The sequence below is a fragment of the Candidatus Limimorpha avicola genome (assembly GCF_056978975.1).
The window spans coordinates 1-16,899 of the sequence record NZ_DBMCYK010000027.1 but is presented as its reverse complement, the minus strand read 5'-3'; the positions used below and the strand labels follow the sequence as shown (position 1 = coordinate 16,899).

The following is a 16,899-nucleotide window of genomic DNA, read 5'->3' as shown; positions in this document are numbered from 1 at the left end:
GACAGTATTTCAATGATCTCTTTAATATAATTCTGAACCGGCTAACACCGATTCTATTGTTTAATTTTAATTTCTCGGTAATTTTTTACCGAAGTATTGTATTATACGACGTTATTTTTTATTTATAATATCCTTGTTTATAAATGCTTTTGGTATTGCTTTTATCACAAAAGCCATGTTAGGCACTTCACCTATCACAAGTGTAACATACGTATTAAGCATGTTCACTCCATACACTATGGGCATTTGGACCATCATAATAAACATATTGTTTGTAGTATTGGAATTATTTTTTATGACACGTAAAGATCTAAAATCCGATTTAAGGATGTATCTGTTTCAGATTCCGATTTCCTGTTGTTTTGGATTGTTCATAGACTTTTCCATGTACATACTTTCATGGCTCAATCCGTCTAACTATCTTTATCAAATTGCAGTACTAATATTAGGTTGTATCATTTTAGCTGCCGGTATTTCTTTAGAAGTCAAAGCAAATGCCGCCATGATGTCAGGAGAATATTTTGTAAATGTAATTACACGCAGATTTCACAAAGAATTTGGTTATGTAAAACTTGGATTTGACATTACACTACTTGTCATTGCATGTGTATTATCTCTTATTTTCATGGATGGCATTCATGGTGTAAGAGAAGGCACTATTACCGCAGCTATATTAGTCGGACCCATAGTGCATTTCATCAGTCCTTACTACAGTATTTTTGACAAATGGATAATAAATCCTGAAATAAGAGAAAACAAATCTTTAAAAAACAACAATAACATTATCATCACAATAGCGAGAGAATATGGCAGTGGCGGACATTTGCTTGCCGAGATGCTATCCAAACAATTAGGTATTAAGTTTTATGATAAAGAGTTTATTGAGATGGCTGCTTTACGTTGCGGCATAGATAAAGAATATATAATAAAAAATGAACAATCGATTCCATCTTTTTGGTTAAAATGTATCCTTTCCAGAAGCAGTGAACAATCTATGGAATCCAGTTTATCTTCAGATGATGTACTATTTTTATCTGAAAGTAAAATAATACAAGAACTTGCAGAAAAAGAATCATGCATTATTGTTGGTAGATGTGCAGACTTTATATTGAAAGAATATCCAAAAGTACTGAAAATATTTTGTTATTGCGACATTAATAATGCATCTGAACGCTGTACAACCCTGTATGGACTTGAAAAAGGGAAAGCAGAAATTGAAATAAAACGAATCAATCATAATCGTATCCGTCACTATGAATACTATACCGGAGAAAAATGGGGAGAAGCACATAGATATGACATAATGTTGAATACAGGAAGCATAGACATCTACTCTGCCTGTCAAATTGTCAAAACTGTTTACTGTAAAATGCAGAACAAACCACATAATCATTAAACTTTATCAAGACAACTTATTATGTTTCAGAGGTATCTGGTATCATATTATGCCATAAAGATTTAAAATATTAACAATAATATTATATTTCTGTCCGAAAAAGTAAAAAACAAATAATATGGATATAATTTATAAAAAAGTACAACTCTATCAAAAGTAGAAAGTTTCAATAACATTTTATCGAAAATAAGTACAAAATATTTTACCCAATCCTATTCAGATTTTTCAAAAAACAAACAATAGTTTACATAATAAATGAAATAATTCTCACATATTTTTTTGAAATCTATACGGCTGAATTCAAAATTTCGATATCGACAATAAATTCACAAACCGTCCCGTCCAAATATCTGCTGTTCAAAAAGTCGTTTACATCAATCAATATCTTGATAATGATATAAATTTTCTGAAAAACAAAACATCATTTCATCATTGAAAAAAAACTCTCGACTCTATCTAAAGCTATTTTAAACCATTCAGTATATAATTCAGGGTGAGATTTCACATCATGACGAACTTCATCCATAGAGGCATAACGCCAAGATTCCACTTCCTCTTTATTAATTACAGGTATTTGATTAGTACGTCCGATAAAGACATGGTCGAGTTCATGTTCCACAAGTCCCTGTCCCACATCAGCCTTATAAATAAAATTGAATTTATCTTCCATATCGCATTGCAACCCCATCTCTTCCATCATACGACGTTGAGCAGCAGCGAGATATGACTCTCCATCACGGGGGTGACTACAACATGTATTAGTCCACAATCCGGGAGAATGATACTTTGACAATGCTCTTTGCTGTAGGAGCATCTCATTATTATCATTAAAGACAAATACCGAGAAAGCGCGATGAAGCACACCTTGCAGGTGAGCCTGCATTTTCTCCATCAGCCCGATTTTGTTATCCTCATTATCTATCAAGACCACGAACTCATCCATAATCAGCATATCAGTTATACGTTAAAACGAATATTGAGAATATCGCCATCCCGGACGATATAATTTTTACCTTCGACGCGGAACTTACCTGCCTCTTTCACAGCCTGTTCAGAACCGAATTGCAGGAAATCATTGACAGACATCACTTCAGCACGAATAAATCCGCGTTGCAAGTCAGAATGTATGACGCCGGCAGCTACAGGAGCAGTATCGCCACGATGAATAGTCCAAGCACGAGTCTCATCAGGACCAGTGGTAAAGAATGACTGAAGTTTAAGAGTTTTATAAGCGAGGCGCACTAGTTTATTGACGCCAGGTTCTGTCAAGCCGGCATCTTCCATAAACATAACCCTGTCGTCATCATCGAGTTCAGCTATCTCCGACTCCAATTTCCCGGCTATTATCAGCATATCCTCGTCATTGAGAGCAGCTTTGACAGCATCGGAATACTTGTTACCGGTGAGAGCCGAAGCATCATCGACATTACAGACATACATGATAGGCTTTGCGGTAAGCAATTGAATATCTTGTATATATATCTTATCTTCGTCAGTCACGGGAGCATTACGGGCATTTTGCATATTTTCCAAAGTCTCTTTATACACAGAAAGCACCTCAAAAGCCCTTTTATTATCCTTCTCGCCATTTTTAAGCAACTTTTCTATTCTTTGCAATTTACGAGTGACAAGGTCGAGGTCACGAACCTGCAATTCCAAATCAACGAGTTCCATGTCACGGACAGGATCAATGCTACCCTCACTATGAGGAATATTGTCATCATCGAAACAACGGAGCACATGAATAAGAGCATCGACAGTCTGCACTTCGGCGAGCAATTTATTGCCCACGCCCTGCCCGCCCCTACTCAATCCGGGTAAATCTACAATTTCCACCGTAGCCGGCACTATACGACGTGAATGTGAGATATTATCAATAAGTTTAAGACGTTCATCAACGACCTCACACATACCAACATTGGACTTGGCAGCAAATCCCACTTCCGCCTTAGTATTTGATATACAATTAAATATAGTTGTCTTGCCTGTATTTGTCAATCCTATTATTCCGCAATTAAGAGCCATAAGTTGAATTTTTTTGCAAATTTAATCATTTCTATAAGACAATCAAGAAAAAATATAAATAAGAAAAAGAGGATGTATAATACAACACATCCTCTCTCATGCCATCTCTATATGTATCACTATATAATTTTATCTAATTATTTCGACAATCTTAGTTATTATTTGTCCATCATTGGATATCGCTCTGAACAAGTAGCTGCCTTCCGACAAGTCTGTTGTATTAATAACAGTACCGTCAAGATTAGAGTTAACGACTTTCACGAATTGTCCCATCATATTATAGATTTCCACAGAGTCAATATTCTCACCTTTCACAGACACCTGAGTATTGGCAGGATTAGGATAAACGCTCACAGAGTTTTCAGACATCTCCATGACATCCACATTAGGACACACATGGTCATATATCAAGAACTCTCCTTCTTCTATACCTTGATCAGAGTTATAAATAACTTCACCATCAGCATTTTTTATGATGAAAGATATCTCATCGTCAAAGCCTCCTGAATGCCAGACAAAATGCACCTCATCGGAACAAAGAGATACATTTTCAGTACCTTCTGCACCATCAAAGAGAGTCACTTCAGTCATCACAGAACCATTAACCACGACATCGATGAAAGAGCCATTCCAGCCGTCGCCATATCCATCACTCATCTCGAACACTATGTCGCACATCTCATAAGACGGGCAATTATTCACCACAACATCGATTTTATTGGAAGGATTGGAAAGACAAGTATCAGACCAGTTAGCTCGAACTATATATGAATATTTTCCGGTAAATTTATCCAAATCTGTCCATGTTGTACTTTCAATACCGGCAACCAAAGGCGTTGATGCTGCAGCATCAGTATAAACCTCGTATGTAACGCCTTCTGCATTTTCCGGAGCTGTCCAAGAAAGGACGACGTTATTAATATTCTCTATTTGATAAGAAAGGTTTGAAGGAGCACCACAAAGTTCTACATAATCAAAATCCAACAAAAAGGTAACCTGATTACCATCAGGGTCAACACCCATACCCACAACAGCATCTGCATCGGGCGTGACATCTCCAATAGCAAAGAAAGACCAGTTTGAAGCATCTGTCATGCCTCTCATCTCGGCATATTCGGTAAAAGTCATCAACTCGCCTTCCGGAGTTAAAACAACAGCAAGTCTGTTTTCAGCAAAGGCCGGGAAACCTGCAGTATAACCAAAAGCGGTACCGTCGTTTGCAACACTAGTAAATAATAGGCTATTCATGTCAATAGTATTCTCGACCACCATAGTTTCTCCGGCACTACGGTCCCAGCGTAAACCTTGTGCGCCCGTATAGCCAACTGCAAAACTTCCATTCGATGACACTGCCAACACTTCACCATCAGCATCTTCTCCCACCACAGCAACAGGAGTACCATTATCCCATACGGCAGGAACCCAAAAACCATTTTCATTAGTGTACCAGCCACTGATGACTTCTGCATCATCACTTATACCATTGGCTCTTGAATTGCTACCTGCAGGAGCCTCAAGGCAAGAATATTGTCCATTGGAATATTTAATGGCTACAGCATTATACTCAGTCGTATATTGAAGACCGACAATAACATCTCCTTCATTAGTCATATTCCACGCTCCATTATAATCACCACAACCGGATACATACGGAAAATCCGGATTATAGCCCAAAAAATCCCATGATTGCATATCAGAGTACCAAACTCCGGCTACAGCGTCTTCATTCTCATTACGAAACGTGCCTGCAATAATACCGGCATCAGAAGCACCTGAACATAAACCCGTCACATTATACAATTCTCCTGACAAACTCCAAACATAACTCATCTCTCCATCAAATGACTGTAATGCAGCAAAACGCTTGTCATTGGAAACAGAATTTGGCCATGCAAGACTTTCTGTCATTATAGTGACAGAAACACCCTTGTAGTTGTAAACTCTTTCACTCTTGACAATCTTTGCTTTTTGATATGAGCCTGCATCAATATTTACATTACGTAAAACATTAATTTGGGCATTTGAAATTATTGAAACGCCAAAAAACAATGACAACAATGTCATAATTGCAAATCTTTTCATCGTAATCATTTTTTTCATTTTTTAAATTTATATAAGACATTTTTTTTGCGCGGCAAAAATACAATATTTTAATGATATATAACTCGATTTTAATCTTTTTTTATCAATTTAACATTTTCTAAAAAATTTTAATAAACAAAGCACTTATGATTATGAATATCATTATATTAGAAACAAATCACACTTTAAATAAACAAACTTTTGTTTTGACGAATCTTTATAAAGAAAAAACTCTATAAAGAACACAATCTCACAAATAGTGACATTTATCTGCATAAAAACGAAAATACAAGATTATCCAACTACTAATCAAAGAATTATATAACATATTTATAAATTGACAGATGCAGTATGTAAATTGCCAATCATTTTACATCAACCAAACAACGAAAAGAAAAATTCATCAACTTCATTTCAAAAGACTGCACCAAAGGATATAAAAGCTCACATATTCATAAATCATTACTTATACAAGTTAAGTTATTTTTGAAATATATTTTAAAAACAAGGCATATAAGTTTTTATTTTATATTATAATGAAAATTAAAAACACAACTTGCAGAACAGTGCATGTTTTAATTATGTAATTGACAATCAATAAATCTACAAATAACCAGACAAAAAACACGGTAAATCTTCCAAAGAACATGAACAATTGACTTGTAATAGCAAAATCTTTTACTATCAGAAAAACATTTACAAGATACAAAATATTGAAAACAAGAAATAAAACTCAAAAAAAGCAGAAAAAATCTTTGAAATAAATAAAAGAATTAGTAATTTTGCAGGCGTTTTAAGTCTATTCTCGGAATTGATACTTACATAGTAATAATCAATGACTTAAGGCAGAAACAACAGTTTAACAATCCCCTGTTACGGAATTCGGGACGGTGATAGGGTACAAAAACAAAAAAATCAAAATGAGCGAAAACGAAAACATCATCAACGAAGAACAACCGAAAGTTGACGTTTTAAAAGAAGATGTAAAAAAAGAAGAAAAAGTTAAAGTACGTCCTGTTCCTGCAGAAGATTTCGATTGGGACAGTGATCCGAAAAAACACGACAATTACAAGAGTGAAGAGCGTGCCAGATTAGAGGCAATGTACGAAAAGACCATGAGTCAAATCGGCGATCATGAAGTCATTGAAGGCACAGTAGTAGCCAAGACCGCACGTGAAGTAGTAGTCAACATCGGATTCAAGTCAGATGGTGTTATTCCGATTTCGGAGTTCCGTCACAACCCCAATTTAAAGGTTGGAGACAAGATTGAAGTTTATGTTGAGAATCAAGAAGGCTCAAACGGTCAATTGATACTTTCACACAAGAAAGCACGTATCCTGAAGTCATGGGATCGTGTTAACGAGGCATACGACAAACAAGAAATCATTCAAGGTTATGTCAAAAGCCGTACCAAGGGAGGTCTCATCGTTGACGTATTCGGCATTGAAGCATTCTTGCCGGGTTCACAAATCGACGTCAAACCCATCAGAGATTATGATGTTTACGTTGACAGCATCATGGAATTCAAGGTTGTCAAGATCAACCAGGAATACAAGAATGTCGTTGTATCACACAAAGCATTGATAGAAGACGAGCTTGAACAACAGAAGATGGAAATCATCAGCAAGTTGGAGAAAGGTCAGGTTCTTGAAGGCGTTGTCAAGAATATCACATCATACGGTGTATTCATCGATCTCGGCGGTGTTGACGGTCTTATCCACATCACAGACTTGTCATGGGGTCGTATCAATCATCCGGAAGAAATAGTCAAATTAGACCAACAAATCAAAGTTGTCATTCTCGACTTCGATGACAACAAGAAACGTATTGCTCTCGGTTTGAAACAACTCACGCCACATCCGTGGGATGCTTTGGATCCTAATTTGAAAGTCGGAGACGTCGTTAAGGGCAAAGTCGTTGTCATAGCCGACTATGGTGCATTCATAGAAATAGCTCCTGGAGTGGAAGGTTTGATTCACGTGTCAGAAATGTCCTGGTCACAGCATCTACGTACAGCACAGGACTTCCTGAAGATCGGAGATGAAGTGGAAGCCAAGATTTTGACTTTGGACCGTGAAGAACGTAAGATGTCACTCGGCATGAAACAACTCATCCCTGACCCATGGACAAACATCACAGAACGTTATCCCAAAGGTTCCAAACACACTGCTACAGTACGTAATTTCACCAACTTCGGTATTTTTGTAGAATTAGAAGAAGGTGTTGACGGTTTGATACACATCTCTGACCTCAGCTGGTCGAAGAAAATCAAACATCCGGCAGAATTTACTAAAATCGGTGATAAGATTGATGTTGTTGTTCTTGACGTGGATGAAGAAAACCGCCGTCTCAGTTTAGGACACAAACAATTGGACGAGAATCCCTGGGATGTATTTGAAAGCGTATTTACAGTAGGTTCTATCCAACAAGGGACCATCATCAACTCGAGCGACAAAGGCGTAGTAGTTTCATTGCTCTACGGTGTAGAAGGCTTCTGCCCAACTCGTCATCTGAAGAAAGAAGACGGCACCATGGCTAAAGTCGATGAAAAATTGCCTTTCAAAGTCATTGAGTTCTCAAAAGAAAACAAGAAGATCATACTCTCACACTCACGTATCTGGGAAGACAAAGCCGCTGCTGAGGCTGAAGCAGAGAACGAGAGCAAAGAGAAAGCTCAAAGAAGCGCAAAACGTGTCGTTAAACAGATCAACGACAGTGTAGAACGTGCCACATTGGGCGACCTTGAAGTTTTGAATGAACTGAAAGAAAACTTTGAGAAAGCTGAGAAAGAAAATAAACAATAATTTTGTTTTTCTTGAACTATTCAAATGAAAAGAGTGCGCCAACAACGCACTCTTTTATATTTATATATTAACGAATCGACAAATTGTAACATTAACATTACGATGCCATCCGAAATGCCTTGATGATAAATCATCATCTTACCTTAATATCCACTATAGGCTGAACTTTTTCTTTATCAAGAGGATGTGACTGATATTTCACCTTGGCAAAATCTATATCATCAAGAGAAATCTTTCTGATAGTATTATTGTACATGGTCTTGAAATACACCTCTTTATGTGTAAGGTCGATAACAGAAGTCCATTGTGTAGCACTCGGCAAATCAGTAATTTCATTTTTTGTAAACTCTGTACCTATAGGTATATCGAAATTATTCAATATATTAAAACACTGATTTACTGTCTCCAAAGCAGTATTAAGGACAGGTGCCGTAGCTTTAAAGAAAGCCACTCTCACAAATCGGGACGGAGGAGTATAATCACCCGGAAGACCGAGTAAACCGGAACCAGCACCTGTAGGAGATAGTTTCATGCCATCTATAAGATTAGGAGCAGCAGAACCGGCATGAAGATTCACATAATTATTAAGATTAGTAAGTTGCCATGGAAAACCGGGAGAATTGGTAAGTACACCTACAGTATTATTATAAATATTGGTAACACCATCAACAATTTCTATCACTATCTGTTTTCCGGAAGGGTCACCGACACGCCAGTGTATTGCCGATGAAGACGAATTCTCATCATTCTGTATAGATACCACTCTGACATTATTAATTGAGTTGACAACTTCATCTACAGTGGCAAATTGCGACAACATCCATGAAACGAGTTGAAGGTCGGCAATAGTAGTTGAGTTGTATTTGGAATCATAATCCTTATAGCTGCCATAATTCGGGAAATAGAAAAGCCCCGCCGACAATCCGGCTTCATTGATACCTTCTGCAACGAATTCCTTTTGCACCACAGCAAGTCCGACATAACCGTACTTAGACTTAAAAGTAAGACCATTGACACCAGTTGGAGTATAGGAGGTTTGTGTCATATTACGTGGCACTATAACATATTGACTCTCAAGGTTGGATCCTCCCCACTCTATTGTTCTTGCCTGAATGTAACTCTTATCCCCGGCAGTCATAGAGATGCCGGTACAAGCTTCCGAAGTTTTGCCGTACAATAACAAAACTGCAATAATCGTAAATAAATGTACTCTCTTCATTTTATTATTTTTTTATTGTAACAAAAAATATTCCTTAATGTTGTATTTACAAGTAATTTTAATAACATATATTTTCTTTTGTCAGATCATTTAACATGATATAAAAAACAGAAAACATTCACTGCTAAAGCAGAAGTTGTTCACGTTCTGAGTAGAGTTCTCGTGCGACGCATGACTCCAATAGAACCCTGCTAACCTGGACCGTAATGCGACGCCACGTCACAAAAATTTGTCCGTCTATAGTCATTATTCCTTTCATTTTTTGTTTTTATGATCGTTTTTTCCTATTCTTTATATAATATATTTCTATTGTTCCTTTAAAATTCATTACTCTTATTTCCTTTATCATCTATCTGAATATCTACAATATCATTTAAAACAGGACAAATCTAAAATATTTTTTCTTATAAAACATTGTTTTTAACAAAAAATTATTAAAGGCTGATATAACTTTTAAATATCAATAAATTAATATTTTTATAACAAAATATTATATCTTAAATCTATAAACAAACAATAACAGATACATCACATATAACGCTCTACAATATGTTGATAAAATGCAAAATCTATTCAAAATAATCATATACTATATAATTATCTCAATAGCACAATTCCCGCCGGACAGTAATGAAAACAAAAGACACCTCATTTGTCAGACAAAAAAATCATTGCTTTTTTAAGAAAGTAATAAATCAAATTATCATCTTAAATAATAAAGATACTAAAACAATGTAATTCCTTTTATTATTGTTTCAATAAAAAATATAATAATCAAATAATGGCAGTAAACAACATCACACTTTGGCAACATAAACCAGTTCCTCTCCCTTTCTTGCGAGATGCATTTTTTCTCTTTTTTCATCAGGCAGCTCATAATAAAGTCTATCAGCAGTGACTTTGAATCCGGCTTTTGAAAGCACATCAGCATAGTCACGTCCAAACTGTCGCACATGGTCATATTGCCCGAAAAGACGTTTCCGTTCTTCAGGGTCAGTGACAGAAGGATCTTCAAAAGTATCGACATCAGGATTTATAGGCACCATCAGAATAGCCCAGCCGCCCGGCTTCAGAACCCTTTTTATCTCGGAAAAAGCCTTGTCCACATTGTCAACATGTTCAAGCACATGATTACAAATCAACACATCATACTGATTATCAGGTATATTCATCTCTGTAACGTCAAGATTAAGATCTGCTATGGGAGAATCTATATCAGCAGTAGTATAATCGAGATTTTTCAATGCCCTGAAACGTTTCAAAAACGGCTGTTCAGGAGCAAAATGCAACACTTTCAAGTTATCGGTAAAAAAGCCTGTTTTCTCTTTGAGATAAAGCCATAACAACCTATGACGTTCAAGGGACAAACATTTGGGGCACAATCTGTTATCCATAGCTTCGCCATATCCGTACGGCAAGAACTTACGAAAATGTCCTCCACAAATCGGGCATTCCACCTTATTGCCCCAATAAAACGGTCGTATCAGCAAACTGAAAAGATAACTGAACCTTATCAACATCTGACGAGGGAAAATCCTTGTTATCAATGAAATCAACTTTTTCATTATCAATAATTATTTACGAGCAACTTCTATAATGCCATGCGTCATGTTAGCCCATGAATATTTCTTTTTTTCTTCTTTAAGATTATCTTCAAACTCTTTCATACGGTCATGAGTAAAGAAATCCAGCAATGCTTCAGCAATACTGTCTGCTTGCGGTTTGACGACATAACCCACTTTACCATCAGGAATAATTTCCTTCAACCCACCCACATCGGTTACAAGCATAGGTCGTTCAAAATGATAACCAATCTGGGTAACACCGCTTTGTGTTGCCGACTTATAAGGTTGTACAATAATGTCAGCCGCATTAAAGAAATACCTCACCTCGCTGTCCGGTATGAACTTGTCGAACCAAATAATTCTGTCTTTCAAATTAAGGTCCTGTTCCATTTTTCTGTAACGTTCCTCATCATTATAAAACTCTCCTGCGACTATCAATTTTACATTCAAACATTTAAAACGTTCATCAGAGAACGCCTGCAACAGTAAATCAAGCCCCTTATAATCTCGTATTATTCCAAAAAACAGCATATATTTTTGATTTTCATCAAGTTTCAAAAATGACAAAGCTGTTTTTCTATCGATTTTGCTACCAAAATTATCAAAAACCGGATGAGGCATCAGCAGTCGAGGTTTTACAGTATCGAAAGCAGCAAGGTCGTCCATGACAGATTTTGACATGGCGACAAAAGCGTCAACAGATTTCACAAAATATTTTGCAAGTAACTTATCGCCCCAACGTTTCTCATGAGGTACAATATTGTCAAGGATAGAGACAATCTTGGTCTTTTTATTACGTTTTGCAATGCGTGCTATTGTGCCGAAACAAGGAGCCATCAACGGAATCCAGAACTTAATTATCACAATATCAGGAGCCGATTTCATCAATTCTCTTCCCACCTTAATCCAGTTAAATGGATTCACAGAATTAACGCAACGTGTTATTCTCAAATTGTCAGGAGCAGGTTCATTAGAATATTGTGTTTTACCAGGGAACAACAGCGATGGATATTGTACAGTAAAAGTAAATATCTCAGCATCGAAGCCCTCATCCTGAAACTGACGGACAAGACGTTCATTAAAACTTGCGAGACCTCCGCGATAAGGATATGATGTTCCCAACAATACAATCTTCATGATTCAGAATTTATAATCTTTCAAATCCATACATGCCTTTTCATAATCTTCCGGAATACCGATGTCAATAAAATAGCCGTCATCGACAAAACCATTAACTCTCAGAGAAGCAGCGTATGGTTCCAGCAGCATTGTTTCAAAAGAAAACTTATCCGGCATACCATCGAACATCTCGGGCTCTCTCTTTATCATGCAAACGCCGCCATTGATAAAACCCTTATCGCAATAATGTTTCTCATGGAATGCCGCCACCATGCCATTACCATCAAGTTCCACAGAACCATAACGGTCGAAGTTTTCAAGATATTTCAATGCGACGGTGACGGGTTTGCCGGAAGACAGATGAGAGCGTGACATTTTCAACAAATCAACATAAAAAAAGGTATCGCCATTCAATATCAAGACATTATCTGTGTCAGCATACGACATTGCCAACCTGACACCACCGCCTGTTCCCAAAGGAGTTTTTTCCACGGCATAAAGCACCTCGAAAGGAAACAACGACCTTGCCGAAGAAACCCATTCCTGAACCTGTTCATGGAGGTATCCCACTGAAAGTATCACTCTGTCGATATTGTATCCTTTAAGATATTGAAACAGATAATAAAGGAAAGGTCTGTCGTTTACGGGAGCGAGACATTTGGGCAAGTCCGACACCACAGAGCGCAGACGTGTGCCGAGACCGCCTGCCAATATTATGACATCCATCTTATTCATGATAAATTTTCCACCCATGAGAGCCACCGTCACTAAAAGACAGAGGAAAGACCTGTCCTCTGCAAACATTGAGAGCCTCAATCACATTACGTTTGCGTGTAGGTTCCACGGCAAAGAAAATAAAACCGCCACCGCCGGCGCCACTCACCTTGCCCGAGACAGCACCTGCAGCCATCGCAATATCGAAAACATGTTGTATCTCATCATTGGTTATGGCGGAGGCCATCTTCTTTTTGTTCTCCCAAGCCTCACCCATTATTGAAGAAAACGTCTTGATATCACCTTTAAGCAATGCCGTTTTCATATCGACAGCACTCTGTTTAATCTTGTGCATGGCATCGATGGCAGACACATTGCCCGAGGAGGTGTTTTTCTTCTGTTCTTCTATGATGGCGGCAGAAGACCTTGAAGCACCGGTATAATACAACACCAAGGAAGACTCCAGCTCATCGATAATCCAGCGTTTCACCCTCAAGGGATTTACAATGACCTGCCCGTTTTTCAAAAACTCCATAAAATTAAATCCACCGAAAGCAGCAGCATATTGGTCCTGTTTTCCACCGCTAAGTCCCAAATCTTTACGTTCAATAATATATGCCATAAGAGCGAGCTCATATTCACCAACAGGCAGATTAAGCCATTCAGCAAAAGCCTTGATGATACAAACCACCATAGTAGATGACGACCCGAGACCGGAACCTGCCGGAGCATCGGAATAAGTAGTGATTTTAAATGAACAAGGCTTAAAGTCGAAATTCTTTACTATATAATTGTAAACACCTTTATGCAAATCGAGTTGTCCATCGACAGGCAATTCTCCTATACAGTCAAAAACCTGCCGCTGATGCAAGTCTGTCGCTTCGATTTCAATCTTGCCATTATCTGTCTCTTCTATGGTACAATAAGCATATAAATTTATTGTAGCATTAAGAACATAACCTCCATAAATGTCGCAATAAGGCGATAAGTCACTGCCACCACCGGCAAGACCAAGACGAAGAGGTGCTTTGCTGCGAACTATCATAAACTCATTTTTTATGCTACAAAGATAGTAATTTATATCACAAAATTGCTTTTACGACAAAATAATTGTTTGTGAAAATTAACAAAATACTCTGACTTCAACTTGTAAATCTTCAGAAAAAACAGGAAATATCATTTTTTTATAAAAGGCAAAGCCTTTTCAATAATATAATTAATCTGTTCCGACAATTTCAGATGATATATCACAAACACAGCGATGAATACGAGTATTACAGTACGAAGCAATGCCTCGAATATGATTCCGAAAACAGAGGCATTGAACAACTCTACGAACCATACCGATATCGTATCGGTCATCAGAATATTTAAAGCAAAAAGTATAATAATCAAGAAAATAACAGTAATCTGCTTAACGGAGAACGGAGATACTTTCAATTTAAACCATATCAAAGACAAAATCAACACATAATATATAGCATACGACAGTAAAGATGCGAGAGCGGCACCTTCCATGCCAAGTACCGGAATGAAGTTGATATTGAATATTATATTCAACACCATCAATATAATGGTAGAAAACAGAGAAAAGTAATAATATTTAGAATAACTCAACACCGTAACGCCTATATTAAGGGTCGAATTAAAAAGTTTTACAATGCCGAGAAGGATAAACACCCATTTGCCGTCAGCATAAACCTCTCCATTGGGAAGTATGGTATAAAACAAGTCTATATTGATAGTAATAACAAAGAAGACCAACAATCCTACTATCAACTGGTGAAAGGATACGCTTTTACACAATTCACGAGTCTCATAAATATCGTTATCCTTGATTGCCTGTGCAAGACGAGGTTTTGATATGGCACCTAAAGAACGATATGGCATTTCCACAAGATTCGAAATATACACAGCAATGGTATAAACACCGGTAAATGCCAAGCCTAAACTTCCGGATATGAAAAATGTATTGATTACCGGCACATTAGTAACTATCGACGATACTAATAAGAAGAAAGTATATAATAAAAAGTCCCTGCGCAACGATTTTGAGACAAATGACGGTTTGATTTTGAATGACACCCGTTTCAAAGACAATAAATAGACAACATTCAACAGAGTGGCTATGACATAAGCAAGACATAAGCCTATCACCATGCCGTCGAGAGTAATGATATCGAAAGCATAAAAAAGATAATCTGCAAGAGTAAAGACACGTATGCCGACCTCTCTGATAAACTTTGGCACCGCAATGCGCATCAACACGTTGGAATTCGTCTCGAAGACCGTCAAATACAACATGAAAAATGACATTGGAATGACAAAATACAGATAATCTACAAACAAAGAAGATGACTCCGAGAAATAATATACTATAGAATCTTTAAAGATGAAAAACAATATCAAAAACATTACAAATCCTATAGCAGGAATAAGAATGGTCCAACCGAAGAAACCATTATCGCGATTAGCGTCATCTTTAAAATAAGGATAATAGCGCATTGCAGAGGTATTGGTCCCCAACTGGGCGAGGCTCGACATCAATATGGCTGCGTCGGTGAGCACGCGTGTCAATCCCACCTCTTCAGCAGTAAGATATTTCGTCATCACAAAAAATGTAGTGACAAACCCCACCGCAACACCAATATAATTGATGATAGTGCCTTTGATACTCTGTCTTGCCACTATACCCATCTCAGATTGTCATTTAGCGAGAATATTCCTTACAAAACGCATTGTCTTATAGTCAGGGTCATTGAACACCTTATATAATTCGGACATCAATGGATACATTTCTGTATCCAAATCATTCTTCTTTAATTTATTATAAAAGACATCCACGGCGATACGACCTTCGAGGACCACCTTGTCGGAAATACTGCTGGTAAAGAAGCCTTTACCCATAAGCAAACCAAGAGTTCTGTTACGACTCATGTCGTTAAGGGCAGTCAACGAGAAGTCTCCGAATCCGCAATAGTTAAACAGCGTCTGCTCTCTGCCTCCGAAAACCATAACCAGATTTCTCATTTCGTTAAGAGCTTTTGTTATAACGATTGCTCTCATATTGGCAGAGTCGAAACCTGCATCTACCATACCTATTATAATAGCGTAGATATTTTTCAGAATGCTTGCATGTTCCACGCCTGAAACATCAGTAGTAAAATCAGTACGTATATTAGTACCTTCAAACAAGTCGGTGATGATAGGATACAGATATTTGTCATAAGAAGCAGCCGTAAGACCTGTTTCCTGTCTGTTGATAATCTCACGTGCAAAAGAAGGACCTTTCAAAGAAATGATAGGATTGGGCAAAAAACTCGTCAGGCTGTCGGGTATTATCTGACCACCATTGCCGAAACCTTTTGCAAGGTTGACTATCAAGGCTGAAGGATTAAGAAACGACTGATTCTCCTTAAGATAATCCACCACTGCCGTAGAAGGTATTGCCATCATCACCACATCGGCATCCTCCAACACTCTTTTGTCGTTTGTTGCCTTAAGATTTTCGCTCAACAAATATTTGGGAAAGTATAATGTATTGAGACGTTGCTCATTAATCATTTTAACGACTTCATCTTCTATGGACAGCAATATTGTCTCATTTTTTTTCTTCTCTGCAATAATATCACCCAATGCAGTGGCGATAGCACCGCTTCCCACGAAAACCACTTTCTTCATTTTACACAATTTTCATTTTCAGACTTCAAAGATACGATAATTTTCAAAAAGTCAAATAAAGATTTACTCGAGTTTAGATTATGAGAATTTTTACATGAAATATTTATCAGCAATATCTTTTATTTTAAATGATAATAATAAAAAACGAGTCATTTTGATATATCATTGATTATCGTACTTTATAATTTTTTAAAAAAAATATAGATTCAAGATAGAAGTGCAACCATCCTCCTCCGTCCTTGGAGCGTAGCGGAAAGGGAGGAGGAGGATGGCAAGCAACTCAGAAGGGTCATT

General features: G+C 37.2%; 12 protein-coding genes. 2 read left to right on the top strand and 10 right to left on the bottom strand.

The features are described 5' to 3' along the window. The first annotated feature begins 100 nt into the window (after nucleotides 1-100). Nucleotides 101-1,396 carry a DUF6198 family protein gene (locus tag ACZOVS_RS10040; protein WP_483997095.1) on the top strand — a complete coding sequence of 432 codons (1,296 nt, stop codon included), beginning with the start codon at nucleotides 101-103 and terminating at the stop codon, nucleotides 1,394-1,396. 421 nt (nucleotides 1,397-1,817) lie between these two features. Here ACZOVS_RS10040 and idi read toward each other — a convergent pair whose 3' ends face one another. The 3 genes from idi to ACZOVS_RS10025 form a co-directional block, all read right to left on the bottom strand. Next, a complete protein-coding gene (gene idi, locus ACZOVS_RS10035) occupies nucleotides 1,818-2,339 on the bottom strand; it encodes an isopentenyl-diphosphate Delta-isomerase (RefSeq protein WP_483997094.1) in 522 nt (173 codons plus the stop codon). Nucleotides 2,340-2,353: 14 nt separating this feature from the next. Continuing rightward, nucleotides 2,354-3,421: a redox-regulated ATPase YchF gene (ychF, locus tag ACZOVS_RS10030; RefSeq protein WP_483997093.1), complete on the bottom strand. Its 1,068-nt coding sequence runs from the start codon at nucleotides 3,419-3,421 to the stop codon at nucleotides 2,354-2,356. Nucleotides 3,422-3,550: 129 nt separating this feature from the next. Beyond that, a complete protein-coding gene (locus tag ACZOVS_RS10025) occupies nucleotides 3,551-5,503 on the bottom strand; it encodes a T9SS type A sorting domain-containing protein (protein WP_483997092.1) in 1,953 nt (650 codons plus the stop codon). A 920-nt stretch (nucleotides 5,504-6,423) separates the two neighbouring features. On the opposite strand from ACZOVS_RS10025, the gene rpsA reads away from it, so the two are divergent. Then, nucleotides 6,424-8,307, top strand: coding sequence for a 30S ribosomal protein S1 (gene rpsA, locus ACZOVS_RS10020; RefSeq protein WP_483997091.1), 1,884 nt, complete (start codon nucleotides 6,424-6,426; stop codon nucleotides 8,305-8,307). 133 nt (nucleotides 8,308-8,440) lie between these two features. Here the strand turns inward: rpsA and ACZOVS_RS10015 are convergent, their stop codons facing one another. The 7 genes from ACZOVS_RS10015 to ACZOVS_RS09985 all read right to left on the bottom strand — a co-directional run bounded on the left by ACZOVS_RS10015 (nucleotide 8,441) and on the right by ACZOVS_RS09985 (nucleotide 16,605). Then, nucleotides 8,441-9,526, bottom strand: a complete 1,086-nt coding sequence (locus tag ACZOVS_RS10015; protein ID WP_483997090.1) for a linear amide C-N hydrolase — start codon at nucleotides 9,524-9,526, stop codon at nucleotides 8,441-8,443. A gap of 797 nt (nucleotides 9,527-10,323) precedes the next feature. Next, nucleotides 10,324-11,091 carry a class I SAM-dependent methyltransferase gene (locus ACZOVS_RS10010; RefSeq protein ID WP_483997089.1) on the bottom strand — a complete coding sequence of 256 codons (768 nt, stop codon included), beginning with the start codon at nucleotides 11,089-11,091 and terminating at the stop codon, nucleotides 10,324-10,326. Between the two features lie 9 nt (nucleotides 11,092-11,100). Beyond that, complete coding sequence (locus tag ACZOVS_RS10005) at nucleotides 11,101-12,228, bottom strand: glycosyltransferase (protein WP_483997088.1); 1,128 nt, start codon at nucleotides 12,226-12,228, stop codon at nucleotides 11,101-11,103. A 3-nt stretch (nucleotides 12,229-12,231) separates the two neighbouring features. Beyond that, nucleotides 12,232-12,936, bottom strand: a complete 705-nt coding sequence (locus ACZOVS_RS10000) for a nucleotidyltransferase family protein (protein ID WP_483997087.1) — start codon at nucleotides 12,934-12,936, stop codon at nucleotides 12,232-12,234. Nucleotide 12,937: 1 nt separating this feature from the next. Continuing rightward, the gene (locus ACZOVS_RS09995) at nucleotides 12,938-13,969 is read right to left on the bottom strand and encodes a GHMP family kinase ATP-binding protein (RefSeq protein WP_483997086.1); all 1,032 of its coding nucleotides are present in this window, start codon (nucleotides 13,967-13,969) and stop codon (nucleotides 12,938-12,940) included. Between the two features lie 131 nt (nucleotides 13,970-14,100). Then, complete coding sequence (locus tag ACZOVS_RS09990) at nucleotides 14,101-15,621, bottom strand: lipopolysaccharide biosynthesis protein (protein ID WP_483997085.1); 1,521 nt, start codon at nucleotides 15,619-15,621, stop codon at nucleotides 14,101-14,103. 9 nt (nucleotides 15,622-15,630) lie between these two features. After that, nucleotides 15,631-16,605, bottom strand: coding sequence for an NAD(P)H-dependent glycerol-3-phosphate dehydrogenase (locus ACZOVS_RS09985; protein WP_483997084.1), 975 nt, complete (start codon nucleotides 16,603-16,605; stop codon nucleotides 15,631-15,633). Nucleotides 16,606-16,899: the final 294 nt, after the last annotated feature.

What these genes read in the sequence shown, in the direction of transcription:
- idi (WP_483997094.1), bottom strand. Translation starts at nt 2,339, where the DNA reads ATGGATGAGTTCGTGGTCTTGATAGATAATGAGGATAACAAAATCGGG.
- ychF (WP_483997093.1), bottom strand. Translation starts at nt 3,421, where the DNA reads ATGGCTCTTAATTGCGGAATAATAGGATTGACAAATACAGGCAAGACA.
- ACZOVS_RS10025 (WP_483997092.1), bottom strand. Translation starts at nt 5,503, where the DNA reads ATGAAAAGATTTGCAATTATGACATTGTTGTCATTGTTTTTTGGCGTT.
- rpsA (WP_483997091.1), top strand. Translation starts at nt 6,424, where the DNA reads ATGAGCGAAAACGAAAACATCATCAACGAAGAACAACCGAAAGTTGAC.
- ACZOVS_RS10015 (WP_483997090.1), bottom strand. Translation starts at nt 9,526, where the DNA reads ATGAAGAGAGTACATTTATTTACGATTATTGCAGTTTTGTTATTGTAC.
- ACZOVS_RS10010 (WP_483997089.1), bottom strand. Translation starts at nt 11,091, where the DNA reads ATGAAAAAGTTGATTTCATTGATAACAAGGATTTTCCCTCGTCAGATG.
- ACZOVS_RS10005 (WP_483997088.1), bottom strand. Translation starts at nt 12,228, where the DNA reads ATGAAGATTGTATTGTTGGGAACATCATATCCTTATCGCGGAGGTCTC.
- ACZOVS_RS10000 (WP_483997087.1), bottom strand. Translation starts at nt 12,936, where the DNA reads ATGGATGTCATAATATTGGCAGGCGGTCTCGGCACACGTCTGCGCTCT.
- ACZOVS_RS09995 (WP_483997086.1), bottom strand. Translation starts at nt 13,969, where the DNA reads ATGATAGTTCGCAGCAAAGCACCTCTTCGTCTTGGTCTTGCCGGTGGT.
- ACZOVS_RS09990 (WP_483997085.1), bottom strand. Translation starts at nt 15,621, where the DNA reads ATGGGTATAGTGGCAAGACAGAGTATCAAAGGCACTATCATCAATTAT.
- ACZOVS_RS09985 (WP_483997084.1), bottom strand. Translation starts at nt 16,605, where the DNA reads ATGAAGAAAGTGGTTTTCGTGGGAAGCGGTGCTATCGCCACTGCATTG.